Origin of the sequence: Micromonospora sp. NPDC023888, assembly GCF_040639415.1 — a bacterium.
Classification (GTDB): domain Bacteria; phylum Actinomycetota; class Actinomycetes; order Mycobacteriales; family Micromonosporaceae; genus Micromonospora.
In genome coordinates this window covers 62,422-87,309 of the sequence record NZ_JBEZZW010000011.1, presented here as the reverse complement: position 1 = coordinate 87,309, position 24,888 = coordinate 62,422, and the positions used below count along the sequence as shown (strand labels likewise).

Below are 24,888 nucleotides of genomic sequence, written 5' to 3'. Positions count from 1 at the left end.
TCCATCCCCTAGTGGACAGTTGCGTGAATTCCCTCAGCGCGGCGGATCGAGTCGGTGCACCAGCTCAGCGACGTCGACGCTGTATTCGCACCAGTCGCGGTCGGGCCGGTAGCCCAGCTCCGCGTTGACCTTCAGCATCGCCTCGTTGGCCTGCGCGTTCCAGGTCTGCACCTCGATCAGCTCCGGCTCGGCGGAGCGCAGCTCCAGCAGCATCCGGGCCTTGATCGCCCGGTCGATGCCGTAGCCCCGGTGGTCCTGCGCGACGATCGTGTCGTACTGGTCGGCGCGGGTCGGGTGCTGCGCGGGCACCACCACCTCGGTCAGGCCGGCCACCTCGCCGCTTTGCTCGTGCCGGGCGAGCACGATGTACGGTTTCATGCCCCGCCGGTGCAGGGTGTCGAGGCTGTCGCGCAGCCGCTCCGGCTCGTAGGAGCTGGGGCGCAGCTCACCGTCGTCGACGTCGCGCACCTCGGCCTTCGCCCGCGCGTACGCCTCGATCAGGTCGTCCGGTGGCCCGCCGGGGTAGAACTCCAGGTGGTAGCCCACCGCGATGCCGGTGGCCATCTGCGTCAGCTCGGCCCAGTCGACCGAGGTGAGGTCGAGCACGCTGCGCGTCTCCACGTACTCCCGGATGAAGCCGAGCGACTCGTAGAACCCGACCGAGGGCGTGTCGCCGACCACCTCGACCCCGATCGAACGGAAGCCCTCCTGGTAGACCCGGCGAGCGGCACGCAGAACCAGGTCACGCCCGAGGCCGCCGCGCCGCACGGACGGGTGCACCAGCACCTCGAGCACGCCGATGTCGCCAAGGAGCAGCACGTGCACCTGGCCGAGCACCGCGCCCGGATCACCGGGGCCGGTCGGCTCGGCCTGGGCGATCCAGGAGATCCGGCGTTCGCCGGGCATCACCTCGGCGAGGTATTCGCGCAGTGAGGTCTCCCGCCACGGCGGATCCTGCGGCAGATCGGCCGCCAGCACCGCGTTCAGCGTGACCAGCAGCGACGCGATCTCGGCGGACGACGCGGTCCTCGGGTCCCACTCGCGCACCATCACCCGTCTAGCTTGCCGCTAACAGAGGCCCGGGGGAAGTGTCCAGTTCTCCAACGTATCGAGACGATCACTTCACAGGCGACTGGCCCGTCCGTACCGGTTGGCGGTGTCGTAGACGTCCTGGGCGTACCGCCGTACATCGTTGTAGGACAGGATCGCGTTCCACCAGTCGCCCGGGATGCTCAGGTTGCGACCACCCTTGCAGAGGTAGTTTCCCGCTGCCAGGGCGGCGTCGTCCAGGTCGTGCGGGTCCTTGACCCCGTCGTTGTCGGCGTCCGCGCCGATCTCCTGCCAGGTGGTCGGGATGAACTGCATCGGCCCGATCGCCCGGTCGAGGGTCATGTCCCCGTCGAGCACCCCGCGGTCGGTGTCGATGATCCGCATCCGGCCGCCGTTGCCGTCCAACGGCAACCCGATGATCTTCGGTAGCGCCTTGCCGTCCTGCCCCAACCGCGCGCCGTTGGCCGAGCCGTGCCCCGACTCGACCTGCCCGATCGCGGCCAGCGTGGTCCAGCTCAGCGCGCAGCTCCGGTTGGTCTGGGCGAGCATCAGCTCGGCGTAGCCGTACGCCTGCATGGCGACGGCCGGAATATTCACCTTGGCGCCGACCTGCTGGGCCCAGCCAGCCAGGGCGTCGGACGGTCGCCCTCCGACCCCCGGCCCGCTGGGCAGTCCGCCGTTCGGGAGCCCGCCGCTGGGCAGTCCGCCGCTCGGGAGCCCGCCGCTTGGGAGCCCGCCGCTGGGCAGCGGACCGGTGGGGCCCAGCCCGCTGGGCAGTGGGCCGGTGGGCAGGCGGGACGGCGCCCCTGGCGGCACGGTGGGCGTCCCGGAGGCGTCTGCCGCGACCGGGCGGGGTGCGCGGATCGTGGCCGGCACGAGCAGGGCGCCCGCCGCCGCGGTCGCGGCCACAAGCGCCAGCAGGAAGAGGCCGGGCAGGGTCAGCCGACCACTCGGTCGGCGAGCCCAGGCTCGGGTCGCACGGGCGGCCGAGGCTGCTGCCTGGCGCGGTGGCACCCGCAGCGCGTGCGCGAATTGCACCCGCCGTCGCCGGGCGGTGCGGGCCGCCGGCACGGCGGACAGTTCGTCCACACTGGTCTTCGCCGGATCCGCGGCGACCACTGTGACGGTCTTCGCGTCGTCGACCGGCACGCCGGTCTTGGCGTCGCCGGGCGTTGTGTCGGTCTTCGCGTCTCCAGTCGGCGCGTCGGCGTTCGGCCCGGTGGCCGACCGCGGCGAGCCCGGACCTGTGGCGCTGCCGGTCGCCTTCGCGTCTCCGGTCTTCGCGTCTTCGACCTTCGGGCCTGCGACCGTCGGGTCTTCGGTTTTCGGGTCTTCGACTTTCGGGTCTTCGACTTTCGGGCCGTCGGTCCTGAGGGCCGCTACCCGCGTGCCGGCGCTGTCGTCGGCGACCGGATCGGGCTCGGCCGGGTCCTTCGTGCCGACACCGGTCGCGCCCGCGGCCGATCCGGACCTGATCGCGTCGGCCGGGCCGGACCCGCCAACGACGGCCGGGCCGGATTTGGCGGCATCGGCCGGGCCGGATTTGGCAACGTCGGCCGGGCCGGATTTGGCGGCAGCGGTCGGGGTGGCGTCGGTCCGGCTGGATGTGGTGGCCGGCGCACCCCCGCTCCGGCCGCTCAGCCAGGGCCGGCGGGGGCGGGGCACCGCGCGTACCGGGTCGGGCGCGGCCCCCGAGCCTTCAAGTGGCCCGTCCAGCGGCGCGGCCGGTCGTAACGGTTGCACACGCGTGTCGTCCTCGCCGTCCACCACCCGTCGAGTATCACCCATCCTCCGCCGAACGCCAGATCCACGTACCCTGGGCGCATGCCCCGGTACGAGTTCCGCTGCCGCGCCTGCGGCGACACTTTCGAGGTCAACCGTCCGATGGCGGCGGCCACCGACCCGGCCGCCTGCCCGCAGGGACACGCCGACACGGTCAAGCTGCTCTCCGCGGTCGCGGTCACCGGCCGGGGTGGGGCCGCCGGTGGCGCCCCGGCGTCCGCCGGTGGTGGGTGCTGCGGAGGCTCCTGCGGCTGCTGATCGGACCAATTCACCGCCACCTGGTGGGCTGGCCTTGCCGTGAGCGGGCCCGAGTGGCACTTTGAGGCGGCATCTGCCCGACCGTTCTCACGATGCGTTACCGCTCGGACTCAGGCAGCATGAACCCGACGTCACGGGCGGAGGTTCCACGCATGTCGCCACGGATCCAGCTCCCGAGCGGTTGGGTGACCTTCGTTTTCACCGATATCGAGGGCTCGACCCGGCTGGCCCAGTTGCTCGGCCCGGACTACCGCCCGGTGCTCGCCGAGCACCGACGGCTGCTGCGCCGAACGTTGGCCAGCACGGGTGGCGCGGAGCTGCTGACCGAGGGCGACTCGTTCTTCCTGGCCTTCGAGGACGCGGCAGCGGCGCTCACCGCCTGCCTGACCGCCCAGCGGGCGCTGTCCAACCACGACTGGCCCACCGCCGAAGCCGCACCCCGGGTGCGGATGGGACTGCACACCGGCTACGCCGAGCCGCGCGACGGCGACTACGCCAGCCCCGAGGTGCACCGGGCCGCCCGGGTGGCCGCCGCGGCGCACGGCGGGCAGGTGCTCTGTTCGGCGTCCACCGCCCGCCGGGCCGAGCCGTTGCCACCCGGTGCGACCCTGCTCGACCTCGGTCTGCACCGGCTGCGCGGCTTCGACGACAGGGAACGACTCTTCCAACTGGTCGCGCCGGGTCTGGAGCGGCAGTTCCCGCGCCCCCGGACCGCCGACGCGGTGCCGCACAATCTGCCGACGCAGGTGACGTCGTTCGTCGGTCGGCAGGCCGAGCGCGTCGAGTTGGGCCTGCTGGTGGAGCAGCACCGCCTGATCACGGTGCTGGGCGCGGGCGGGGCGGGCAAGACCCGGCTCGCTGTGGAGTTGGCGAGTGGGGTCGTCGAGGCGTACCCGGACGGGGTGTGGTTCGTCGACATCGCCTCGGTGACCGACCCGGGGCTGGTGGCGTTCGCGATCGCCGCGGTGCTCGGCCTGCGACCCGAGCCGGGCCGGCCGATGCTGGACACCCTTGTCGAGTACGCGGCCGGCCGCCGCATGCTTGTCGTCCTGGACACCTGTGACACCCAGCCGGCCGCCTGTGCGGAGGTGATCGCGCGGTTGTTGTCCGGCGGGGTTGGCGTGCGGGTGCTGGCGACCAGCCGTGAGTCGTTCAGCCTGCCGGGCGAGGTGGTGTGGCGGATCCCGCCGCTCTCGGTCGACCCGCGGGCGGACGGTGCGGAGAGCGACGCGGTGGCGCTCCTGCTGGACCGTACGGCGGCGGCGCGGGGCGGTCGGCGGCCGGACCCGGCCGAGTCGGCCGATCTCCGCCGGGTGGTGCAGCGGCTGGACGGGTTGCCGCTCGCCATCGAGCTGGCCGCCGCGCGGTTGCGGGTGCTCTCGGTGGGCCAGCTCGCGGAGCGCCTGGACGACGTTCTCGGCACGTTGGACGCCGGTCGGGAGGACCCGGATCCGCCGCCGGTGGAGCGCGGTTGGTCCGGCAACCAGCAGGACACCGTGGATCTGGTCGCCGCGGCGTCCGGGGCGTCGCCGCCCACCCCGGCGAGCAGGGCGGTGCAGCGGTCGGCCACGGAACGGCACATGACCATGCAGGCGACCGTCACCTGGTCGTACCGGACGCTGGGGCCTCGGGCCGCCCGCCTGCTGCGCTGGCTGTCGGTCTTCGCCGGGCCGGTGGACCTGGCGACGGTGGAGTGGCTGCTGGGTGACGATCCGCTGGATCCACTCTCGGTGCTCGTGGACAAGTCGATGGTGCTGGCCGAGCCGCGGGCCACCGGCAGCACCTACCGGATGCTCGACCCGATCCGGGCGTACGCGGCGCGGCGGCTGGCCGAGGCGGGTGAGGAGCAGGCCGCGCGGAACCGGCATGTGGCCTGGTCGGCGCATGCGGTGGACCGGGCACACCTGGGTCAGGACGGCCGTCCGGTGACGCTGTCGCTGTATGCCCTCGACCCCTTGGCCGGGGAGGTACGCGCGGCGTTGCGGTGGTGCGCCACCGGCGGCAGCGCCCGTGCCGGTCTGGGTCTGGCTGGCGGCCTGGACCAGTGGTGGCTTGAGCGGGGCCTGGCCCGGGAGGGGCGGCTGTGGCTGTTCCGGTTGTACGGGCGGATCGCCGAGACGGGTGAGCGGATCCCGGAGGCGGAGCTGGCTGCGGTTTACCACATGCATTCGCTGCACGCCGGCGCGGACGGTGAGTTCGCCGAGGAGCTGCGCTACTCCCAGCGGGCGGAGGCGGCCGCCCGGCAGGCCGGCGATGCCGGGCTGCTGGCCCGGGTGCTCGCCGGCAGGGCGGCGCCGCTTGTGGACATGGGGCAGTTCGTCGAAGCCGAGCGGGTGTGCCGGGAGGTCATCGACTGGGCGCACGGGCAGGACGTGGTCGGCGAAGCGCTGTTGGCGGTGTTCAGCCTGGCTGAGCTGCTCTGGCGGCGAGGCGCCCTGGAGGAGTCGGCGGACCTGCTGGGGGCGGTCCGTCCGGTGGAGGCGGCCCGTCCGGTGGAGCGGGGCCGGCGGTCGGTGGACATGCTGCTCGGGATGGTCGCGCTGGCCCGGGGTGACGTGATCGCCGCGCACGAGCACCTGCTGGTGGCGTTGCGTTCGCGGATGGGCCATGGCTACCACGGTCGGGCGTGTGACACGTTGAACGCGGTCGCGGTGCGCTGCGCGATCGGCGGGGACCGGTTGACCGCGGCTCGCCTGTTCGGAGCGGCGCAGGCCACCCGGGCGAGCATGCGCGCGACCCCGGGCATCTACGGCGGCTACTGGGCCGAACAGCAGGCGGAACTGCGCGCGCAGTTGGGCGACGCGGTGTTCGACGACGCGTACGGCGAGGGCGCCGAGTTGGGGTTGGACGAGGCCGCTGCGCTGGCACTGGACGTGGAGCACCCGGACCTGGCCGCGGATTCGACCCGCTTCAGCACCGGCCTGTCCCAGCCCACCCCCCGCCGCCCCGCCGACCCCGACCGCCACCCGGCAACCCGCACCGAACGCGCCTGACCCCACCCCACCTCCACCCCCACCCCTCGCCTTGTTGATCAAGAGGTTTGCGTCAGGAACCGGGCGTCCGCTGACGCAAACCTCTTGATCACCGTGCCGGTGGGGTGGGTGGGGTGGGTGGGTGGGGGTGGGTTAGCGGGGGGTGAAGGCGGGCGGGCTGGTGGGGCTTTCGTTTGCCAGGCGGTCCAGGGCGGTGAGCTGGTAGGTGTAGCGCTGGCCGGGCACGGCCGAGGTGTCCACCCAGGACTGCGACCCGCCGGGCGTGGCCCGGACGGTGTCGACCAGGTGCGCGGCGTCGGCAGTGGCGCACCGGCCGGGCAGCGTGGTGCCGTCGAACCGGTAGATCGCGTACGAGGTGGCGGTGCCGAGTGGCCCGACGCCGTCGGCCGGCTGCCGCCAGGTGAGCCGAACCCCGTCGTTCTCCCGGGCCGCCCTGGTGATCACCGGGAAGAGCAGTGGCTTGGCCGGCAGGTGCGGCATGGCCGGCACGAGAGCCGGGCGGGAGTAGTGCTCGGCGGCGTAGTTGTCGGTGGCGCCGAGCCGGTTGGCCCGCACCTGGACGGCCGAGAAGTGCACGTTGCCCTGCACCTCGGGGTAGGACCGGTTCAGCGTCAGGTGGTCGGACAGTTCACGTGGGTTCTGCCAGTACGGCCCGTACGCCGGATCGCCGCTCTTGTAGTCGGCCTGACCGATGTAGAGCTGCACGCGGGTGCCGCGCACCGTCTCGGCCCACCACGGCACGAGGCGCGCGTAGTCCGCGGCCGGGTACTGGCCGATGTACCAGTAGAGCTGCGGCACCACGTAGTCGATCCACTCCTGCTTGATCCACTTACGGGTGTCGGCGGAGATGATGTCGTACGACTGGCTGCCGGTGGTGTCCGAACCGAGCGGGTCGGCTGCCTTGTTGCGCCAGATCCCGAACGGGCTGACGCCGAACTTCACCCACGGCTTCGCCGCCTTGATCTTGCCGTTCATCTCCTGGATCAGCAGGTTGATGTTGTCCCGCCGCCAGTCGGCCCGGTCGGTGAAGCCCCGGTTGTACGCGGCGAAGGTGGCGTCGTCGGGCACCTGGTAGGTGCCGCTGGGGTAGGGGTAGAAGTAGTCGTCGAAGTGGACGCCGTCGATGTCGTACCGCTTGACCGCGTCCATCATCGCGGTCTGTACGAACTCGCGGACCTCGGGGATGCCGGGGTTGTAGTAGAGCCGGCTGCCGGCCACGCCGGCCGGCGGGTAGGCGAAGGTCCAGTCCGGGTGTTGCCGGGCCGGGTGGCCGGGGGCGAGCTGGGTCAGGTCGGCGCCGGCGCCGCCGGGGGCCGGCATGGAGACGCGGTACGGGTTGAACCAGGCGTGGAACTCCAGGTTGCGCTTGTGTGACTCGTCGACGAGGAAGGCCAGCGGGTCCCAGCCGGGGTCCTGTCCACGGACGCCGGTCAGGTACTCCGACCAGGGCTCGTACGCCGAGGGCCAGAGCGCGTCGGCGGTGGGCCGGACCTGCACCACGACTGCGTTGTGGTGCAGCCGTTCGGCGAGGTCCAGCAGGTCCCGATACTCGGCCTGCTGGGTGGCGACCCGGTCCGGGCTGGTCTGGGACGCCTTGCTGGGCCAGTCGATGTTGACCACCGACGAGATCCACATGGCCCGGAACTGACGCTTCGGCGTGGCCGGGTCGGTGGTGCAGGTGGTGGTGGCTGCCGCGCTGGGCGCGGCGTGCGCGGGGGTCGTGGTGACGAGGGTGCCGAGCAGGGCTGCGACCAGCCCGGCGGCACCCAGTCGTGTGGCCTTCATGCGGTGTGTCCCTTCGGTGGGGCTCCCGGTGTGCGGGGGAGGGTCGGCAAGATTCGCCGCTGCCTATCTGTCCCTGGAAGGAAATTTTCATACTCGGGGTCCCCGCCGCAAGGGTTCGCGCCCGATCACGTCGATCGGCGGGTCTCACGCCCTCCGATGCCGATCGTCCGGTTGCTCCTCGTGACCGGGCTCGCACGCGCTGTCGAGGGGCCTACGAGATTGGCGGAACCCGCCGCTGGGTAGCAACCCCGATCGCCGGCCGTCACGGTGGTGGTCGAGGGGTGGGAGGGGTGAGCGCATGTCCGTGCTGCGAACCAAACCAATCAAGGACGTCATAGCCCAGGGCGACGCCGACGGCAGCGACGGCAAACTCGGGCTGAAGAGACGGCTCGGCGCGGTCGACCTCACCGGCTTCGGCATCGGCATCGTGATCGGCACCGGCATCTTCACGCTCACCGGCATCGAAGCCCGCGACAGCGCCGGACCGGGCGTGGTGATCTCCTTCGCCATCGCCGGCGTGGTCGCCCTGCTCGCCGCCCTCTGCTACGCCGAGCTGGCCTCCAGCGTGCCGACGGCCGGCAGCGCCTACACCTACGCGTACGCCACCATGGGCGAGATCGTCGCCTGGATCATCGGCTGGGACCTGCTGCTGGAGTTCGCGCTCGGCGCGGCCGTGGTGGCCCGCGGCTGGTCCGGCTACCTCGCCGAACTGCTCGACCTGCCGACCCGGTGGTTCGGCGAGGAGGGCAGCACGGTGAACGTCGGCGCGATCGCGATCGTGCTGATCCTGGGCATCGTGGGGATCATCGGCATCCGGGAGTCCGCCCGGGTCACCAACCTGCTGGTGCTGGTCAAGGTGGCGATCTGCGTGTTCGTGGTGGTCGCCGGCCTGTTCTTCGTCAAGGCGGCCAACCTCAGCCCGTTCATCCCGTCGGCCGAGCCCGCCGGCAGCGGTGACGACGGCATCAAGCAGCCTGTCACGCAGGCGCTCTTCGGGTTGGAGCCGTCGGTCTTCGGCTTCGTCGGGGTGCTCAGCGCCGCCGCCGTGGTGTTCTTCGCGTACACCGGCTTCGAGGCCGTGGCCAACCTGGGCGAGGAGACGCGCAAGCCCAAGCGGGACCTCACGCTGGGTCTGCTCGGCACGTTGCTGATCTCCACAGTGCTCTACATCGGCGTCTCCCTGGTGGTCGTCGGCATGGTGCCGTACACCGAGATCGACAGGGGCGCCCCCATCGCGTCGGCGTTCGAGTCGGTGGGCGCCGGCTGGGCGGCGACGCTCGTCTCCATCGCCGCCGTCGCGGGCCTGACCAGCGTCATCCTTGTCGACCTCGTGGCGATGGGCCGGATCGGCTTCGCCATCGCCCGGGACGGGCTGATCCCGCCGTCGATCGCGGCGGTGCATCCGCGCTGGGGCACCCCGTACCGGATCTCGGCGATCATGACGGTGGCGGTCGCGCTGCTGGCCGGCTTCCTGCCGCTGTCCGCGCTTGCCGACCTGGTCAGCATCGGCGCGCTCTGCGCGTTCGTGCTGGTGTCGATCGCGGTGCCGATCCTGCGCCGCAAGCGCCCGGACCTGGAGCGGCCGTTCCGGGTGCCGTTCTCCCCGGTGCTGCCGATCGTCTCGGCGCTTGCCTGCTTCTACCTGATGCTCAACCTGTCGGTGGAGACCTGGCTGCGGTTCCTGGCCTGGATGCTGCTCGGCGGGATCATCTACTTCGGCTACGGCTACCGCCGCAACCGGCTGGCCCGGCACGAACCGGCGGTCGCCCCGACCCCCCGCGAGCCGATCGCCTGACCGATGTGCGGAGGGGCCGAGGGCCCCTCCGCACGATCAGCTCAGGGGCGGGGTTGCGGCGTGGCGGTCGGGCCGTTGACCACGGGCCTGCCGTCGACCCAGGTCACCTCGTCGAGCCAGACCTGCCGGCCGGGGTCGGTGCTGCCCTCCTGGCCGGGCGGCCAGGCGTGGTACAGCAGCCAGGTCCGGCCGTCCTTGACGACCATCGAGGCGTGACCGGGCCCCGAGGCGGCCTCGGTGCTCTTCAGGATCGGGTTCTCGGCGGCCTTCACACACGGGCCGGTCGGGCTCTCGCAGACCGCGTAGCCCTCGGCGTACTCCGCCCTGTCGTAGGCGTTGGCGGCGAAGAAGAGCAGCAGCCGACCGTCCTGGCGGTGGAAGAACGGCCCCTCGATCAGGGTGCCCTCCCACGGCTCGGTCTGCTTCAGCAGCTTCGTCGGCTCGCCGACGAGGGTCAGACCGTCGTCCGCGAGGCGCTGCGACCAGAGCCAGGTGTCCACCCCGATGGCGTTGCCGTCGTTCTTCCACAGCAGCCAGAGACTGCCGTCGGTGTCCCGGAACGGGCTGGCGTCGATCGCCCCGCCCAGGTCGGCCTGGCAGATCAACGGGCCGGCCGCGTCGTCCGAGTACGGCCCCTGCGGCGCGCTGGCCACCGCCCGCCCGACACACTGCCGGCCCGACTCCCGGCCGGCGACCGTGTAATAGAGCGCGAACCTGTCCGGCGCCAACTGGATGACCTCCGGCGCCCAGGTCTTGCCGGCGTCCGCCCAGTCCGGCAGCGTCGGCAGGGCGTCCCCGGCCTCGGTCCACTCGACCAGGTCCGTGGAGGTGAGCACCGGGACGTTGCGGCCACCGGAGTTGGTGTGGAACAGGTACCAGGTGTCGCCCACCTGGATCGCCTGCGGGTCCGGGCCGTCGGTCTTCACGATCGGGTTGGTGAACATGCTGGGGTCGCTCCCGCTGCTCGTGGTGGGGGTGGGTTCGGTGTCGTCGGCACAACCCGTAACGAGCAGCGCGGCGGCGAGAACGATCGCCGCCGCGCCACGTCGCCGGGCGGTCGTACGCGTCATCCCTTCAGGCCGCTGCGGGAGACGCCCTGGATGATGTGCCGCTGGGCCAGCACGAAGAGGATCAGCACCGGCACGCTTGCCAGCACCGCGCCCGCCATGATCACCGGGTAGTCGGTGACGTACGAGCCCTGGAGCAGGCCCAGGCCCGGCGGCAGGGTGAGCTTCTCCGGGCTGAACAGCACGAAGATCGGCCAGAGGAAGTCGTTCCAGTTGGTGAGGAACGACAGCACGGCCAGGGTGGCAAGCGCCGGCTTGGACAGCGGCAGCACCACCTTGTAGAAGATCTGCCACTGGTTGGCGCCGTCGAGCGTGGCGGCCTCCTCCAGCTCGTTCGGCAGGGAGAGGAAGAACTGCCGCAGGAAGAAGACCCCGAACGCGCTTGCCGCGCCGGGCACGACCACCACGGCGAGGGTGTCGATCCAGTTGAGCTGGTCGACGATCAGGAAGTTCGGAATGATCAGCGAGGTCGGCGGGATGAACAGCGTCCCGACGATCAGGGCGAAGGTCACCCCACGGCCCCGGAACTTCAGCCGGGCCAGGGAGTACGCGGCCATCGAGGCGGTCACCAGCACCAGCAGCGAGTGCAGCGTGGCGGCCACCATGCTGTTGAGGAACCACCGCAGCACCGGGTTCGCCGAGTTGTTGAGGATCTGCTCGTAGCCGTAGCCCGCGAGCGGATTCGGCAGCCAACTCGGCGGGATCTCCTGAGCGGCCGGGTAGGTCTTCAGCGAGGTGAGGACCATCCACACCAGCGGAACCAGGAAGACCAGGGTCAGCGCGACCAGGGTGGCGTAGAGCCCGACCCGGCGAAGCCCCGATCCGGAGCCGTCGGTGGTCGGCGTGGGCGTCGTCATGGCGATCCCCTCAGTCTTCCTTGTAGCGGAAGAGGCGGAAGTTGGCGATGCTCACGACCGCCAGCAGCAGGGCGAACACGATGCTCATCGCGGCGGCGCGGCCGGCGTTGTTGTTGCGCAGGCCCTCCTCGACGATGAACCACACCACCGTGCGGGTCTCCGTGCCGGGCGTCCCCTGGGTGATCAGGAACGACTGGCCGAACATGTTCGCCGAGGCGAGCACGGTCGTCGTGATCACGAAGAGCAGCACCGGACGCAACCCGGGCAGTGTGACGTTGCGGAACCGCTGCCACGCGCTGGCCCCGTCCATCCGGGCCGCCTCGTACAACTCCGGCGAGATGTCCTGTAGCCCGGCCAGGTAGATGACCGCGTTGAAGCCGGAGGTCCACCAGACGGTCACCCCGACCAGCGAGATCCACGCCCACGGCATGTTCGTCACCCAGGGCGTGTCCGACGGCAACCCGACCACGCCGAGGAGCCGGTTGACCAGGCCCAGGTTGGCGTCGAGCAGGAACCGCCAGAGCAGGCCGATCACCGCCACGCCCAGCACGTACGGCGCGAAGTAGACCGCCCGGAAGAACGTCCGGCCCGGGAAGGAGCGGTTGAGCAGCAGCGCCAGTCCCAGCGGTACGACCACCAGCAGCGGCACCGACAGCACCGTGAAGATCGCGGTGGCGCGGACGCTCTGCCACCAGTCGCCGTACACGGCGGAGTCGCTGGAGAAGAGCTGCTTGTAGTTGTCCAACCCGACGAACGGCCGGTTGGGCAACTGGAAGTCCCACTGGTGCACGCTCAGCCAGAGGCCGAGGACGATCGGCAACAGGCCGAAGACCCCGAACAGGACCAGATACGGGGCAAGGAACAGATATGGCGTCGCCCGTCTGGTCCGACCCGCCGAAGCGGTCCGGCGGGCTGCGTTGGCCGCCGGGGGCGGCGCGTCACCGCGCGCCGCCCCGACCTCGATCACGTCCGCCACTGGTTATCAGCTCCCGTACTTCTTGCGGTTTTCCTCGAGCTGCTTGTTGGCCTTGGTCACGCCCTCGTCGAGCGCCTGCTTGGGCGTCTTCTTGCCGAGCGCGGCCACGTTGAACGAGTCGTAGAAGGTCTTGATGACCTCGCCGAGGCCCGGAGTCGCCGGCGGGAACGCCGCGTACTCCAGCTCGGGGGCGAGTGCCGAGATCGCCGGCAGCGCCTTGAACTCGGCGCTCTCCCGGACGTCCTTGCGGGCCGGGATCTGGCCGCCCTTGGCCCAGTCCAGCGAGTGCTGGCTCAGCCAGTTGATGAAGACCTTCGCGCCGGAGACCTTGTTGGCGTTCGCGGCCCGCTGCTTCACGATCGTGAAGTTGTGCGAGTTGGCCCAGGCCGCCGGCTTGCTGCCGAGCTGGGGGAGCGGGGCGACACCCCACTGCACCTCGGGGCTCTTCAACAGATCGTTGATCTGCCAGATGCCGTTGAACGTGAAGGCGTTCTTGCCACTCTTGAACGCCAGGTACTCGGCGTCCTGACCCACGTTGGCCGGCGAGTGGCCCTGCTTGATCATGTCGACCAGCCAGGTGCACGCCTCGACCGCCGGGTCGGAGTTGAACGTGGCCTTGGCCACCTCGGCGTCGAAGAGGCTGCCACCCCACTGGTTGAGCAGGGAGTAGAACGTCATGCCGCCGGTGAACTGGAACGGGCTGACCCAGAAGCCCTGCACGCCCGACTTCTTGAACTCGGTGAGCGCCGCGGTGAAGTCGTCCTTGGTGGTCGGCGGCTTGTTCGGGTCCAGGCCGGCCTTCTGCATGACGGCCTTGTTGTAGTAGAAGCCCAGCGGGTGCATGTCCAGCGGGATGCCGTACCGCTTGTTGTTGTAGAGCCCGCCCTGCCACACGGTGGGCGCGAAGTCCGCCTCGGAGAGCTCCAGGTTCTTGGCCACGTCGTCCAGCTCAGTGATCACGCCGCGGGCGGCGAAGGTGGCGAGCTGGTCCATGTGCATGACCGCGATGTCCGGGCCGTTGCCGCTGGAGGCCGCACCGGGGAGCTTGTTGTAGTAGTCCTCCCACTGGTACGTGGCCACCGACACGGCGATGTTCTTGTGCTCGGTGTTGAACTGGTTCACGAGCGTCTTGAAGATCTCGCCGTCACCGCCGGTGAAGCCGTTCCACAGCTTCAGGTCCACCTTGGGGCCGGTGTACTCCTTGCCGCCGTTGCCGGCCGCCGGCCCGGAGGCGTTGTCATCGCCGCCGCCGCAACCCGCGAGGGTCAGCGAGGCCGCGGCGCCGAGTCCGAGACCGAGGCCGAGCAGGCGCCGCCGGCTCATATCGTTCTGGATCATGCTTTATCTCTCCTTGAGGGGGGACGGTATGAATTGTGCCTGCTCAGACCGGTGCGACAGTCAGGCGCTGGCCGGGCCGAAGCGGAGCACGCTCCAGGACACGGCGGGCAGGAGCACGGTGCACCGGCCGCCGTCGGGGGTGGGGATCGGTAGGTCACGAGGCGTCACCCGGTCGGGCTCGGCCTCGGTGTTCGTCGCTGACGGGTCAGACCCGGCAGCGATGCATTGGAATGACAGGCCGGACATATCCGGCAGTCCGCGCAGGTCGATCTCCAGCGGAAGCTCGGTGGAGTCCCGGTTGACCGCGAACACGGTCAGTTCGCCGGTCTCCTCGTCGTGCACGGCGACGGTGTCGAGCACCGGCACGTCCCCGTACCTCTTCGTGTCGTAGCGCGGCGACACCGGTTCGGTGCGCAGCACGGTGCCCCGCGCGTACCGGGCGGTCAGCGCGAACGGGTGGAAGATGCTCTGCCGCCAGGCCGGACCGCCGTTGCGGGTGCGGATCGGCGCGATCACGTTCGCGAGCTGGGCCTGCGCGGCCACCCCGACGCGGTCGGCGTGCCGGAGCAGCGTGATCAGCAGGTCACCGACGACCACGGCGTCGACCGCTGTGAAGTCGTCCTCGATCAGCGCCGGGGCCTCGACCCAGCCGCGCCGGTCCAGGTCGGCCTGGAGGCGGGACTCGTACCAGACGTTCCACTCGTCGAAGGAGATCTTCAGCTTGCGCTTGTGCCGCTGCTTGGCGGCCACGTGGTCGGCGGTCGCGACGACCTCGGTGATGAAGTTGTCCATGTCGACGGCCGAGGCCAGGATGCTGGCCTGGTCGCCGTCGGACGGGTCGTAGTAGGTGTGCGCCGAGATGTAGTCGACGTGTTCGTAGGTGTGCTCCAGCACCGTCGCCTCCCACGAGGCGAAGGTGGGCATCCGCCGGTTGGAGCTGCCGCAGGCGATCAGGCTGATCGACGGGTCGATCATCTTCATCGCGCGGGCGGCCTCGGCGGCGACGCGGCCGTACTCGTCGGCGGTCTTGTGGCCGACCTGCCACGGGCCGTCCATCTCGTTGCCGAGGCACCACAGTCGCACCCCGTACGGATCCTCGGCACCGTGCTTGCGGCGCAGGTCGGAGAGCTCGGTGCCACCCGGGTGGTTGGCGTACTCCAGCAGGTCCAGGGCCTCCTGCACGCCGCGGGTGCCGAGGTTGACCGCCATCATCGGCTCGACGCCGGCCTCGGCGGCCCAGGTCATGAACTCGTCCAACCCGAACGCGTTGGTCTCGATCGTCTTCCAGGCCAGGTCGAGCCGGCGTGGCCGGTTGCCGACCGGGCCGACCCCGTCCTCCCAGCGGTAGCCGGAGACGAAGTTGCCGCCCGGGTAGCGGACCACCGAGACGCCCAGCTCGCGGGTCAGGTCCAGCACGTCGCGGCGCAGGCCACGGGAGTCGGCGTTGGGGTGACCCGGCTCGTAGATGCCGCCGTAGACGCACCGCCCCATGTGCTCGACGAAGGAGCCGAAGAGGCGTCGGTCGGCCGGGCCGATGGAGAAGGCCGGGTCGACCGTGAGCTGCGCGGTCCGCAAGGGGGTGCCACCTTTCCTCGTGCCGATGCCCGGGTGAGCGCAGTCACCGTTCACCCGGCGTCCACCGTTTCTACAACGTTGTAGGCAACGTTGTAAAGAGCTGGTGGCGAGGTATGGTGCGCTGGGTTACATCGGGGAGGTTGCGAATGCGACACAGGCTCAAAGACGTGGCCGAACGGGCCGGCGTGTCGGTGAAGACCGTCTCCAACGTCGTCAACGGCTACGTCCACGTTCGGCCGGACACCCGTGCCCGCGTCGAGGAGGCGATCGCCGAACTCAACTACCGGCCCAACCTCTCGGCCCGCCACCTGCGCAAAGGCCGCACCGGCGTGATCGCCCTCGCCGTTCCGGAACTGGACATCCCGTACTTCGCCGAGCTGGCCCGCCATGTGGTCACCGCCGCCGCCGCGTACGGCTGGACGGTGCTCATCGACCAGACCGGCGGTCGACGCGAACAGGAACGGGTGGTCGCCTCCGGCATCACCGACCACCTGATCGACGGGCTCATCTTCAGCCCGTTGGCGCTCACCGCCGAGGACCTGGCCAGCCTGGACGGCACCCCGATGGTGCTGCTCGGTGAGCGGGTCGAGCACGGCCCCGCGGATCGCGTGGTGATCGACAACGTGACCGCCGCCCGGGAGATCACCGAGCACCTGATCAAGCTCGGCCACCGACGGATCGCGGCCATCGGCTCGCAGCGCACCGACGAGGGCGCCAGCGCCCGGCTGCGCCTCGCCGGCTACACCGACGCGCTGCGCGCCGCCGGGCTCGACTACGACGAAACCCTTGTTGCGCCCGCGTCGGCCTGGCATCGCGCCGACGGCGCGGCCGCCATGCGGGCCCTGCTCACCTCCGGCGTACGCCCCGACGCCGTCTTCTGCTTCAACGACACGCTCGCCCTGGGCGCCCTGCGCGCCCTGCACGAGGCCGGCCTGCGGGTGCCCGAGGACGTGGCGGTGGTCGGCTTCGACGACATCGAGGACGGCAGGTTCTCCATCCCCACGCTGAGCACCGTCGCCCCGGACAAGGAGCGGATCGCCCAGTTGGCTGTCGAGCTCCTCGCCAACCGCCTGGATGGCGACCGCGCCGCCCCGACAAAAGAACTCTCCGCCCCCTACCGACTGGAGATTCGCGAATCCACCCAGGGTCGGTGACCCCCGGTCCGGGTGGGTCAGTCGAAGAAGCGGGCCAGGTGGGGTTTTGAGGCGGTTTCGGCGTCCGGGGGGAGCGGAGTCAGGTCGGCGAAGATCGAGGCGCCGTCGCAGCCGGCGTGCAGGGGATACCAGCGCGGGGTGCCCGGCGGCCGGCCCTGGCAGATTCCCTTGAACGTCTGTACGTCCATCAGCCGGACGTGAGTCGGGTCGGCCACCGCGTTCACGTGCCCCCACCAGGGGCTCATCACGTGCAGCACGCCGCCCGGACGCAGCACCCGGTGGCACTCGTCCACGAGCGGCAGGAAGTCGATCAGGTGCTCCAGGATGTGCACCGCGAAGAGGACATCCACCGAATCGTCGGCGAGCGGTAGCGAGCCGGACAGGTCCGCTACCGCGTCCACCCCCGGCGCCGGGTAGATGTCCAGCCCCAGGTTGCTCGACCACTGCTTGGTCGGGCCGCACCCGAGGTCCACCACCACCGGTGCCCGCCCGCCGACGCCGACCCGGCACCAGACGCCGTAGACACCGGCCAGCCGCCCCACCAGGTCCCGCACCAGCCGCAGCTCGGCGGGCTCGGCGACGTCCCCGCTGAGATGGGCCACCCCCCGGTCGAACCGCACCTCGACCGCCAGGCCCCGCAGCCGGTCGTCGTGCCGAGCCTGGTCCGACCATGCCTGGGCGAGGGAATCGTCTATCGCCCGCAGCCGGTCGGCCGAGGGTGGAGTCTGTGCCAAAGCGACCATTCGGGCCACCTCCCGCCGCGCGATACCCGCAATCACGCCCGGTATGCCCGGCTGCTCCACCTCGTTGCCTGCTCGGCGCGGCCGACCTGTGGGCGTGTCGCAGCACGCGGGGCAGCTACGCGGTCACCGTGATGCCACACAGGCATCATGATGACTCACCGGCATCACGCTCAATGCCGACACCGGTCCCACGCCGGCCGCGAAGCCGGTCGGTCAGCCCGAGAGGGTCCGGCGGCCTCCACGCACCCGCTGGCGGGGTTGCGGGGCCGCGGGCTTCGGCCGCTTCAGGTGATAGCGGTGCAACTCGTGGTTGCCGGGCAGGGACGGGTCCTCGCTCATCGCAACCAACTCCCAGCCCTGGTCACCAGCCCGGTTCAGGTGAGCCAGCGCGGTGTCGCCGTACGGCGTCACGTCGACCATCGAGCCGTCCGGGCCGTACCAGACGAAGACGACCTCCCAGCCGAGGTCGTTGCTCGCCGCCTGGCGGCGGCGGACCAGCAGGGCGTACTCCCACTTGAGCATGGCGTCATTCTCACCCCGCGCCGGCCCGCCGGCACGGATCAATCCTCGGCGATCCGCCCGCCGTCGACCCGGAGCCGCCGGTTCGTCTCGATGGCGGCCAACATCCGTCGGTCGTGCGTGACGAGCAGCAGCGTTCCGGGGTAGCTGGACAGCGCCGACTCAAGCTGCTCGATGGCGGGCAGGTCCAGGTGGTTGGTGGGCTCGTCGAGCACCAGCAGGTTGACCCCGCGCCCCTGGAGCAGCGCCAGCGCCGCCCGGGTCCGCTCACCGGGGGACAGGGTGGCCGCCGGTCGTGGCACGTGCGCCGACCGAAGCCCGAACTTGGCCAGCAGGGTCCGCGCGTCCGCCGGCGACATGTGCGGTACGGCCGCGTGGAACGCGTCGATCAGCGGCGCGTCGCCGAGGAACAGCCCTCGGGCCTGGTCGACCTCGCCCACCACCACCCCCGGTCCGAGCGAGGCGGTGCCGGCGTCCAGCGGCAGCCGCCCGAGCAGCGCGGCCAGCAGGGTGGACTTGCCCGAGCCGTTCGCCCCGGTCACCGCCACCCGGTCCGCCCAGTCGATCTGGAGGTCGATCGGGCCGAGGGTGAAGCCGCCCCGGCGTACCACAGCACCTCGCAGCGTGGCCACGACGGCGCCGGCGCGGGGTGCGGCGGCGATCTCCATCCGCAGCTCCCACTCCTTGCGGGGCTCCTCGATTACCTCAAGGCGTTCGATCAGCCGTTCGGTCTGCTTGGCCTTGGCGGCCTGCTTCTCGCTCGACTCACTGCGGAACTTGCGGCCGATCTTGTCGTTGTCGGTGGCCTTGCGACGGGCGTTCTTCACGCCCTTCTCCATCCAACCGCGCTGCGTGCGGGCCCGAGCCTCCAGCCCGGCCTTGGTGTCGGCGTACTCCTCGAAGTCGGCGCGGGCGTGCCGGCGGGCCACCTCGCGCTCCTCCAGATAGGCCGCGTAGCCGCCGCCGTAGTGGTGCACCTGCTGCTGCGGCAGGTCCAGCTCCACCACCCGCGTCACCGTGCGGAGGAGGAACTCCCGGTCGTGGCTGACCAGCACCGTGCCGGCGCGCAGCCCGGTGACGAACTCCTCCAACCGCTCCAGACCGGCCAGGTCCAGGTCGTTCGTCGGCTCGTCGAGTAGGAACACGTCGTACCGGCTGAGCAGCAACGAAGCCAGCCCGGCGCGGGCCGCCTGGCCGCCGGACAGCCCGGTCGTCGGGTGGTCCAGGTCGACCGCGAGCCCCAGGTCCGCGCTCACCTGCTCGGCGCGTTCGTCCAGGTCCGCGCCGCCGAGGGCGAGCCAGCGCTCGAGCGCGTCGGCGTACGCGTCGTCGGCGCCCACCGCCCCGGCGGTCAGCGCCTCGGTCGCCTCGTCCAACGCCGCCTGCGCGGCGGTCACCCCGGTCCGGCGGGCCAGGAAGTCACGCACCGTCTCACCCGGCCGCCGTTCCGGCTCCTGCGGCAGGTGCCCGACGCTCGCCGTGGGCGGGCTGAGTCGCACACTGCCGGCCTCGACCGGCAGCAACCCGGCGAGGGTACGCAGCAGCGTCGACTTGCCAGCCCCGTTCGGCCCGACCAGGCCGACCACGTCACCGGGGGCCACCACCAGGTCCAGCCCGGCGAAGAGTGGGCGGTCGCCGTGCCCGGCGGCCAGGTCCTTCACGATCATCGTGGCGCTCATCAGAACGGGAGCCTATCCGGCTGCCGGCATACGATCCGACGGGAGCGGGCAGACTCAACGGCGTGGTGACCACACTGGCGATCGACTGTGGCGGCGGGGGCATCAAGGCCTCCGTGCTCGACGAGGCGGGCACGATGCGGGCCCGACCGTTGCGGGTGCCGACCCCGTACCCGTTGCCGCCTGCGCTTTTCGTCCGGACCCTGTTGGATCTGGGCGGGCGGCTGCCGACGGCGGACCGGCTGACGGTAGGCGTACCCGGGATGATCCGGCACGGGGTGGTGGTGACCACACCGCACTACGTGACCCGCAGCGGCCCGCGCAGCCGGGTCGATCCGGACCTGCTCGCCGAGTGGTCCGGCTGGGACGCGCGCGGCGCGCTCGCCGAGGCGTTCGGGGTGCCGGCACTGGTGCTCAACGACGCCGAGGTGCACGGTGCCGGGGTGGTCGCCGGCACCGGCTGCGAGCTGGTGCTGACCCTGGGCACGGGGCTGGGGAGCGCGCTCTACGACGGCGGGGTGCTCGCACCGCACCTGGAGCTGTCGCACGCGCCGGTGCGCTGGGGCACCACCTACGACACGTACGTGGGTGAGCCGGAACGGCGGCGGCTCGGCGACGCCTTCTGGTCCCGCCGGATCCGGCAGGTCGTCGACGGGCTCCGCCCGGTGTTCCGCTGGGACCGGCTCTACCTGGGCGGGGGCAACTCCCGACTGATCCGACCCGAGCAGTTGGCCCGGATGGGCGACGACGTGGTGGTGGTGCCGAACACGGCGGGGATCGTCGGTGGCGTCCGCGCCTGGGAGTTGGCCGCCAGCCGCCGCGACGCCCGAACCTGACCCGGTTTCGACAGCGGGAACAGTCGCCAAACGCCTGACGTTGTGCCAGCGTCGGAACAGGTGACGGTGCGACCCGAGGAGGTGGGCAGATGGATCTTCTGGCGGACTACCGGCGGGCGACCATGTTCTTCGAAACCGGTGACCCGAGCGGGGCGGCCCGACTGTTGGAGCCGATCGTCGACGCCGAACCCGGCAACGCTGCGGTCCGGCAGTTGCTGGCTCGGGCGTACTTCCAGTCGGCCCAGCTCAACCGGGCCGAGGAGCACCTGCGCGAACTGGTCGAACGGGACCCGAGCGACCACTACGCGCACCACGTGCTCGGTCGGACGCTGGAGCGGCTGAACCGGCACACCGACGCGCTGCGGCACCTGCGGATCGCCGCCGCCATGTACGCGACGAACGACGACTACCGGATCGCGCTGGAGCGGGTGGAAACCCGCGTGGGCGGCACGCGCTGAGCGTGGACCGATGACGGTGCGAGGGGCGGTCCTCCGGGGCCGCCCCTTCGTCGTCCGGCTCGTCGTCCGGCGGGCGGGCTCTTCCTCGTCCGATGGGCCGGCCACCGGGCGTGCCTAGGATGGCGGACATGGGACCTGACCGGGCGGGGGCCGCGGCATGAAGCTCAAGCTGGACCTGCACGAGATCTTCAACAAGGGGCAGGACATCGACCGCGCGTTGCGCGGGATCATGGACGAGGCGGTGGCGAAGAAGGCCACCCTCGTCGAGATCATCCCCGGCAAGGGGTCGGGGCAGCTCAAGAAGCGGGTGCTGCGGTTCCTCGACCAGAAGGACGTCAAGCAGCTCTACCACCGCGTGGAAAAGGACTCCAAGAACTTCGGCCGCCTGTTCGTCCACTTCCGCTGGAAATAACGGCGACATAGCCTCTGACCTGCATAGCAGGCAGCTACCAGGGCCGCTGATCCATGATCATGCCGTGTCCAGGCCCTCAAGGTCTTGCGGAGCATCGTTGCCGGCTTGGTCTTCACCGAGTGCCTTGTCGATGGCCCGGCGTGTGCGATCCTCGCTGGCTGGCAGTAGGTGGGTGTAGGTCCGGAGGGTGAAGCCCGGGTCCGCGTGACCCAGGTAGGCCGACAGAGCCTTGATGCTCTCTCCGGCGTCCAGGAGGACCGAGGCGTAGGTGTGCCACAGGACGTGTATCCCGTTGTGTCGATCATCAGGGATGCCGGTCGCCCGGATCGCGGGCTTCCAGACACCGTCAGAGACCAGTTGGGCTCCCTAAGCCGAGTAGTGCTGTCTCGGGCTCCACCTGATGCGTGACATGACACAGCGGCTCCACTTGATGAATGACCATCCCGAAGCAGCAACGGCTCAGCCTGGGGCACACTCGCCGCATGGATGAGATTGTGTTGTCGGTGCCCGGCTACGACAGCGCGCATGGCGTCGTCGCGCCCGTGGAGGGTGGCACAGTGTCCGTCGAGATCGTGGACGGCTCAGTTGAGATCTTCGGCGATCGCGCCGGCCTGCGGGATCTCGCACGGTGGTGCCTCGCCCTCTCGGACGAACGGGCACCGTCTGGGGCTCACATCCACCTCGACCCAGGGACCTTCCCGCTAAGCCTCGAATCAGCTCCTCTGATGCTGGCTCGCGACCCGCAGGAGCGGTAGGTCGGGGTCATGTCACCCATCATGTGAAGCCAGCCTGTAACGCATCTACTGCCATAAGCCGAATAGTGTGTCTAGCCCACCACATGCTTGACAGATCCGTCCCGGGACATGCCTTACGGTCGGCCTAGATCTATCCGTCCTGGGTTGTAGATGGGTTGCTGGTGTTGTCAGCGTTCACCCGCGCCGCTCACGCTGAGGAATCACGTTGGCGTGCGGCCAGACTTGGGTTAGCACAGCGCGCATGTGTGGGTCTTTGCTGTCAATCAGCAGCGGCACCAGGTCCGGCTCCGAGACGGCGACCGACACAATGGGGCGGTAGATCGTGGGCCATGGCCTTAGCCTGTTAGCGAGGACGCCGGTGAACTTCAATGACGCCCAGGCGTCGCCGGCGGAGCGCCCACCGGCCATGACCTGCTGAACGTCGTCGACAATCGAGACCCAAACGCCGATCCGGGCGATTGCGCCTTTGTCGAGGCGAATCGGCGCGATGCAGCGGAGGAAGCTACCGACCTCAGATAGGACGACCACGCGGCTGCGATAGCTGATCTCATCCTGGTCATCCGCGAGTTCGTCTGGAAACTCGTACTCCCAGCGGAGATTCTGGTCGTCCAGTACCTCACCGCAGCAGTGACAACGTTTCACGTTGATCTTACTCCACGACGGAGTGAACCGTACCGGGGGGACCAGAAGCGCGCTCGGTACCGGTGTGCGAACGACGCTGCGATCTTGTCAAGCATCTGGTGGGACGCGACTGTCAAGCATCAGCCGTGACGGGACAATAAGCCGAATAGTGCATGTGTGACAACTTTCTGTACGAGATCAAGGCGGCCCGCTTCGCAGGCCGCGCGCGCCGCCGAACCTGGGCCGGGCCGATGGCCCGCCGCCGCGCCTCTGGCCTTCGGCCGCCAGCGCGACGGTGATAGCCCGCCGGCGACGCGACATACGAAGGAGGCCTGGGCCGCCATGATCATGGCAGTTCCGGAGCTTCAAGTTGGTCGAGACACAGGCAGTGCCTCCGGCGGGGCGCTCTGGTGCTCTGGGATGAGCAGGCCGATTAGGGGGAGTGGGCGAGCGCGGGCGAAGATTCAGGCAAGTCGTGCAGGCTGCCGATCCCTCCGAGGGTGACCAAGATTGATCACTACCTCTACGCGCAGATCGGTGGGCGGACAGTCATCCGCCGATAGTGGTCCTGGTCGGCGGCGAGTACTGGCAGCCGTGTGCATTGGCGGCTGACCTCAGCACCTTGGCAATTCGTTCGACCTGACCCCTGGTGAAGCCGCGGAAATCGATATAAGCGTGGGCCTTCGGTGTCTCAGGCTTCGCGGAGTCATCTACTACACGGGAGCCGGCCTCCGCGACCTCACCGACACGAACGCTCCATGTGCCAGCAGAAGAATGCTCGTATTGCTCGAAGGCCTCCTCCGCAGTCACTGACTGGCGGATCACCGAGAGCTTGCCCTCATCCTTGGGAGTTGGTTTGAAGGCTTGGCTCGACGGCTGACCGTCCGACAGGAATTGCGGGTGCACCTGTCGCCAAACGAACTCGGCAGAGTCCTCCACCAGAAGCTCGTCGTCGTCCAGCCGAACTGAGGGGCCAGGTTGATTCATACGGTGACACCGCCGAGGAGGATGTTGGTGAGGGATTCATCGTCTAGCGACTTGTACAGCCGTTCGCGGAAGTCGTCCGATGCCGTATCAACTTGGACGACATATGCGCTCAGGTCTGGGTGAAACTCGATGCTGTACTCGTGTGTTTCGTTCGTCCACTCCAGTTGCACCCCGCCCTCCGGGGTGGGATAGATGCGCACCGGCGGGTGGATTGGGGCAGCCAGCACCAGGGCGAGATGGCGGAGGCGAGCCAGCACCTCTCGTGCCGGAGGCTCTCCTTCGCCATCCAGCCATCCCGGCTCAAGCGACTCAAGTGCGTCGATACGACGGTTGACCTTGGCTGCGGGATCGCTCTGACGGGGGATGGTAGCCGAGGTTCGCGGCGGGGGTATGTCTGCCGGATCAGCATCGATGCTGAGGGTGTCTGATTCCTCATCGGCGTCGTCCGCGTATCCCGCCTCCGTTACCTCCATCCGGACAACTTTGTCGATCCTGTCGAGGACTGCTTCACCGCTGACTCTGACTGCGGGACCCGCGCCATCGGGCAGCAGTGCGTTGCGAATGAATGGGAATAGTTCAGACTCGAAATGGCATCGGACCACACTGTTAGACGTGCGAAGGTTGAAGGCGGCGTCTTCAGCATCTATCTCAACGATCCGACCCGCGAGAGTGGCGTTGACGCGATAAGTGCTCGACCGTGACAACAACAAGCGACGTCGGACGTTGGCGGTATAGACCGCGCCCCGCTCACGGCCGGGCTCTCGCAACTCGATGGAATCGCCGGGCAGCAGGCTGCGTCCGAATCGGTTGAAATACCCGACTACGTCCTCGGGAAAGTCCGGCGGGAGGGTATCCGCACTTGCCACGGATGAGATGGCAGCCTCTATCAGGCGACGCGCAACTGCGAACTCGTCGTCTCTCGGGAAGAAGCCTTCGGCCTCGGTATCAAGTCGTTCGAGCACCGGCAGTGCGCTGCCCTCGTCCACCCGTCTCAAGCGCAGGCGCAGTCGCTCGACAAATCCCTTTGGGACGCGTTGCCTGCCGGGATGGCTGCGGAGGAACAAGGCCTTCGCCACCTCGACGAGAAGCTCTCTGTATGCCACAAGCTCCGAGAGGGCTTCGACGGGCATGCCAGGATGATCGAACCGCTGTCCTCTCATGCGCAGCTCGACGAAGGGCTCGGGCTCTGTCACGTCCCGACTCTACTGCGTGAGCACTAGCCGTGGGTGCTCCTGCGGAGGCGTGCCCGAT

23 protein-coding genes are annotated in these 24,888 nt (G+C 69.8%); 8 read left to right on the top strand and 15 right to left on the bottom strand.

From position 1 onward, the window contains the following. Nucleotides 1–33 precede the first annotated feature (33 nt). Together AB0F61_RS12645 and AB0F61_RS12640 are read right to left on the bottom strand one after the other, a co-directional pair. Nucleotides 34–1,050: a GNAT family N-acetyltransferase gene (locus tag AB0F61_RS12645; protein ID WP_357808123.1), complete on the bottom strand. Its 1,017-nt coding sequence runs from the start codon at nucleotides 1,048–1,050 to the stop codon at nucleotides 34–36. A 72-nt stretch (nucleotides 1,051–1,122) separates the two neighbouring features. Further along, entirely contained in the window at nucleotides 1,123–2,820 is a 1,698-nt protein-coding gene (locus AB0F61_RS12640) for a lytic murein transglycosylase (protein WP_357807828.1), read from the bottom strand. 54 nt (nucleotides 2,821–2,874) lie between these two features. On the opposite strand from AB0F61_RS12640, the gene AB0F61_RS12635 reads away from it, so the two are divergent. After that, on the top strand, nucleotides 2,875–3,090 hold the full coding sequence (locus AB0F61_RS12635) for a zinc ribbon domain-containing protein (RefSeq protein ID WP_357807825.1): 216 nt from the start codon (nucleotides 2,875–2,877) through the stop codon (nucleotides 3,088–3,090). Nucleotides 3,091–3,242: 152 nt separating this feature from the next. Next, complete coding sequence (locus AB0F61_RS12630; protein WP_357807822.1) at nucleotides 3,243–6,083, top strand: adenylate/guanylate cyclase domain-containing protein; 2,841 nt, start codon at nucleotides 3,243–3,245, stop codon at nucleotides 6,081–6,083. A 132-nt stretch (nucleotides 6,084–6,215) separates the two neighbouring features. On the opposite strand, the gene AB0F61_RS12625 is transcribed toward AB0F61_RS12630, so the two are convergent. After that, entirely contained in the window at nucleotides 6,216–7,868 is a 1,653-nt protein-coding gene (locus AB0F61_RS12625) for a family 10 glycosylhydrolase (protein ID WP_357807819.1), read from the bottom strand. Nucleotides 7,869–8,166: 298 nt separating this feature from the next. Between AB0F61_RS12625 and AB0F61_RS12620 the strand changes: the two genes are divergently transcribed. Beyond that, a complete protein-coding gene (locus AB0F61_RS12620) occupies nucleotides 8,167–9,663 on the top strand; it encodes an amino acid permease (RefSeq protein WP_357807816.1) in 1,497 nt (498 codons plus the stop codon). 41 nt (nucleotides 9,664–9,704) lie between these two features. Here AB0F61_RS12620 and AB0F61_RS12615 read toward each other — a convergent pair whose 3' ends face one another. From AB0F61_RS12615 to AB0F61_RS12595, 5 genes are read right to left on the bottom strand one after another with little or no spacing between them, the layout of a single operon-like run. After that, complete coding sequence (locus AB0F61_RS12615; RefSeq protein ID WP_357807813.1) at nucleotides 9,705–10,733, bottom strand: glycoside hydrolase family 43 protein; 1,029 nt, start codon at nucleotides 10,731–10,733, stop codon at nucleotides 9,705–9,707. After that, nucleotides 10,730–11,587: a carbohydrate ABC transporter permease gene (locus AB0F61_RS12610; protein ID WP_357807809.1), complete on the bottom strand. Its 858-nt coding sequence runs from the start codon at nucleotides 11,585–11,587 to the stop codon at nucleotides 10,730–10,732. The genes AB0F61_RS12615 and AB0F61_RS12610 overlap by 4 nt, the downstream gene beginning before the upstream one ends. A gap of 10 nt (nucleotides 11,588–11,597) precedes the next feature. Further along, nucleotides 11,598–12,563 carry a sugar ABC transporter permease gene (locus AB0F61_RS12605; RefSeq protein ID WP_357807806.1) on the bottom strand — a complete coding sequence of 322 codons (966 nt, stop codon included), beginning with the start codon at nucleotides 12,561–12,563 and terminating at the stop codon, nucleotides 11,598–11,600. A gap of 6 nt (nucleotides 12,564–12,569) precedes the next feature. Beyond that, nucleotides 12,570–13,901 (bottom strand): ABC transporter substrate-binding protein, encoded by a 1,332-nt coding sequence (locus tag AB0F61_RS12600; RefSeq protein ID WP_357807803.1) that lies wholly within the window; start codon nucleotides 13,899–13,901, stop codon nucleotides 12,570–12,572. Between the two features lie 60 nt (nucleotides 13,902–13,961). Beyond that, entirely contained in the window at nucleotides 13,962–15,476 is a 1,515-nt protein-coding gene (locus AB0F61_RS12595; RefSeq protein WP_357807798.1) for an alpha-N-arabinofuranosidase, read from the bottom strand. Between the two features lie 146 nt (nucleotides 15,477–15,622). Here AB0F61_RS12595 and AB0F61_RS12590 point away from each other — a divergent pair, with 146 nt between their 5' ends. Further along, nucleotides 15,623–16,630 carry a LacI family DNA-binding transcriptional regulator gene (locus AB0F61_RS12590; protein ID WP_357807795.1) on the top strand — a complete coding sequence of 336 codons (1,008 nt, stop codon included), beginning with the start codon at nucleotides 15,623–15,625 and terminating at the stop codon, nucleotides 16,628–16,630. 17 nt (nucleotides 16,631–16,647) lie between these two features. Here the strand turns inward: AB0F61_RS12590 and AB0F61_RS12585 are convergent, their stop codons facing one another. From AB0F61_RS12585 to AB0F61_RS12575, 3 genes are all read right to left on the bottom strand, one after another. Next, nucleotides 16,648–17,373 carry a methyltransferase domain-containing protein gene (locus AB0F61_RS12585; RefSeq protein WP_357807792.1) on the bottom strand — a complete coding sequence of 242 codons (726 nt, stop codon included), beginning with the start codon at nucleotides 17,371–17,373 and terminating at the stop codon, nucleotides 16,648–16,650. A 213-nt stretch (nucleotides 17,374–17,586) separates the two neighbouring features. Then, nucleotides 17,587–17,895 (bottom strand): hypothetical protein, encoded by a 309-nt coding sequence (locus AB0F61_RS12580; RefSeq protein ID WP_357807790.1) that lies wholly within the window; start codon nucleotides 17,893–17,895, stop codon nucleotides 17,587–17,589. 38 nt (nucleotides 17,896–17,933) lie between these two features. Beyond that, the gene (locus AB0F61_RS12575; RefSeq protein WP_357807787.1) at nucleotides 17,934–19,571 is read right to left on the bottom strand and encodes an ABC-F family ATP-binding cassette domain-containing protein; all 1,638 of its coding nucleotides are present in this window, start codon (nucleotides 19,569–19,571) and stop codon (nucleotides 17,934–17,936) included. Nucleotides 19,572–19,633: 62 nt separating this feature from the next. On the opposite strand from AB0F61_RS12575, the gene AB0F61_RS12570 reads away from it, so the two are divergent. The 3 genes from AB0F61_RS12570 (at nucleotide 19,634) to AB0F61_RS12560 (ending at nucleotide 21,274) form a co-directional block, all read left to right on the top strand. Further along, nucleotides 19,634–20,404, top strand: coding sequence for an ROK family protein (locus AB0F61_RS12570; protein WP_357807785.1), 771 nt, complete (start codon nucleotides 19,634–19,636; stop codon nucleotides 20,402–20,404). 89 nt (nucleotides 20,405–20,493) lie between these two features. Continuing rightward, entirely contained in the window at nucleotides 20,494–20,862 is a 369-nt protein-coding gene (locus tag AB0F61_RS12565) for a tetratricopeptide repeat protein (RefSeq protein WP_357370359.1), read from the top strand. A 157-nt stretch (nucleotides 20,863–21,019) separates the two neighbouring features. Continuing rightward, complete coding sequence (locus AB0F61_RS12560) at nucleotides 21,020–21,274, top strand: Smr/MutS family protein (protein WP_007465523.1); 255 nt, start codon at nucleotides 21,020–21,022, stop codon at nucleotides 21,272–21,274. Between the two features lie 57 nt (nucleotides 21,275–21,331). Here AB0F61_RS12560 and AB0F61_RS12555 read toward each other — a convergent pair whose 3' ends face one another. Further along, nucleotides 21,332–21,631: a tyrosine-type recombinase/integrase gene (locus AB0F61_RS12555; protein ID WP_357808121.1), complete on the bottom strand. Its 300-nt coding sequence runs from the start codon at nucleotides 21,629–21,631 to the stop codon at nucleotides 21,332–21,334. A gap of 77 nt (nucleotides 21,632–21,708) precedes the next feature. Here AB0F61_RS12555 and AB0F61_RS12550 point away from each other — a divergent pair, with 77 nt between their 5' ends. Further along, nucleotides 21,709–22,029, top strand: a complete 321-nt coding sequence (locus AB0F61_RS12550) for a hypothetical protein (protein WP_357807780.1) — start codon at nucleotides 21,709–21,711, stop codon at nucleotides 22,027–22,029. Between the two features lie 174 nt (nucleotides 22,030–22,203). On the opposite strand, the gene AB0F61_RS12545 is transcribed toward AB0F61_RS12550, so the two are convergent. The 3 genes from AB0F61_RS12545 to AB0F61_RS12535 form a co-directional block, all read right to left on the bottom strand. Beyond that, the gene (locus AB0F61_RS12545; protein WP_357807777.1) at nucleotides 22,204–22,671 is read right to left on the bottom strand and encodes a DUF2199 domain-containing protein; all 468 of its coding nucleotides are present in this window, start codon (nucleotides 22,669–22,671) and stop codon (nucleotides 22,204–22,206) included. Nucleotides 22,672–23,199: 528 nt separating this feature from the next. Further along, a complete protein-coding gene (locus tag AB0F61_RS12540; RefSeq protein WP_357807774.1) occupies nucleotides 23,200–23,637 on the bottom strand; it encodes a hypothetical protein in 438 nt (145 codons plus the stop codon). Next, nucleotides 23,634–24,830, bottom strand: a complete 1,197-nt coding sequence (locus AB0F61_RS12535; protein ID WP_357807771.1) for a hypothetical protein — start codon at nucleotides 24,828–24,830, stop codon at nucleotides 23,634–23,636. Before AB0F61_RS12535 ends, AB0F61_RS12540 begins: the two co-directional genes overlap by 4 nt. Nucleotides 24,831–24,888 lie beyond the last annotated feature (58 nt).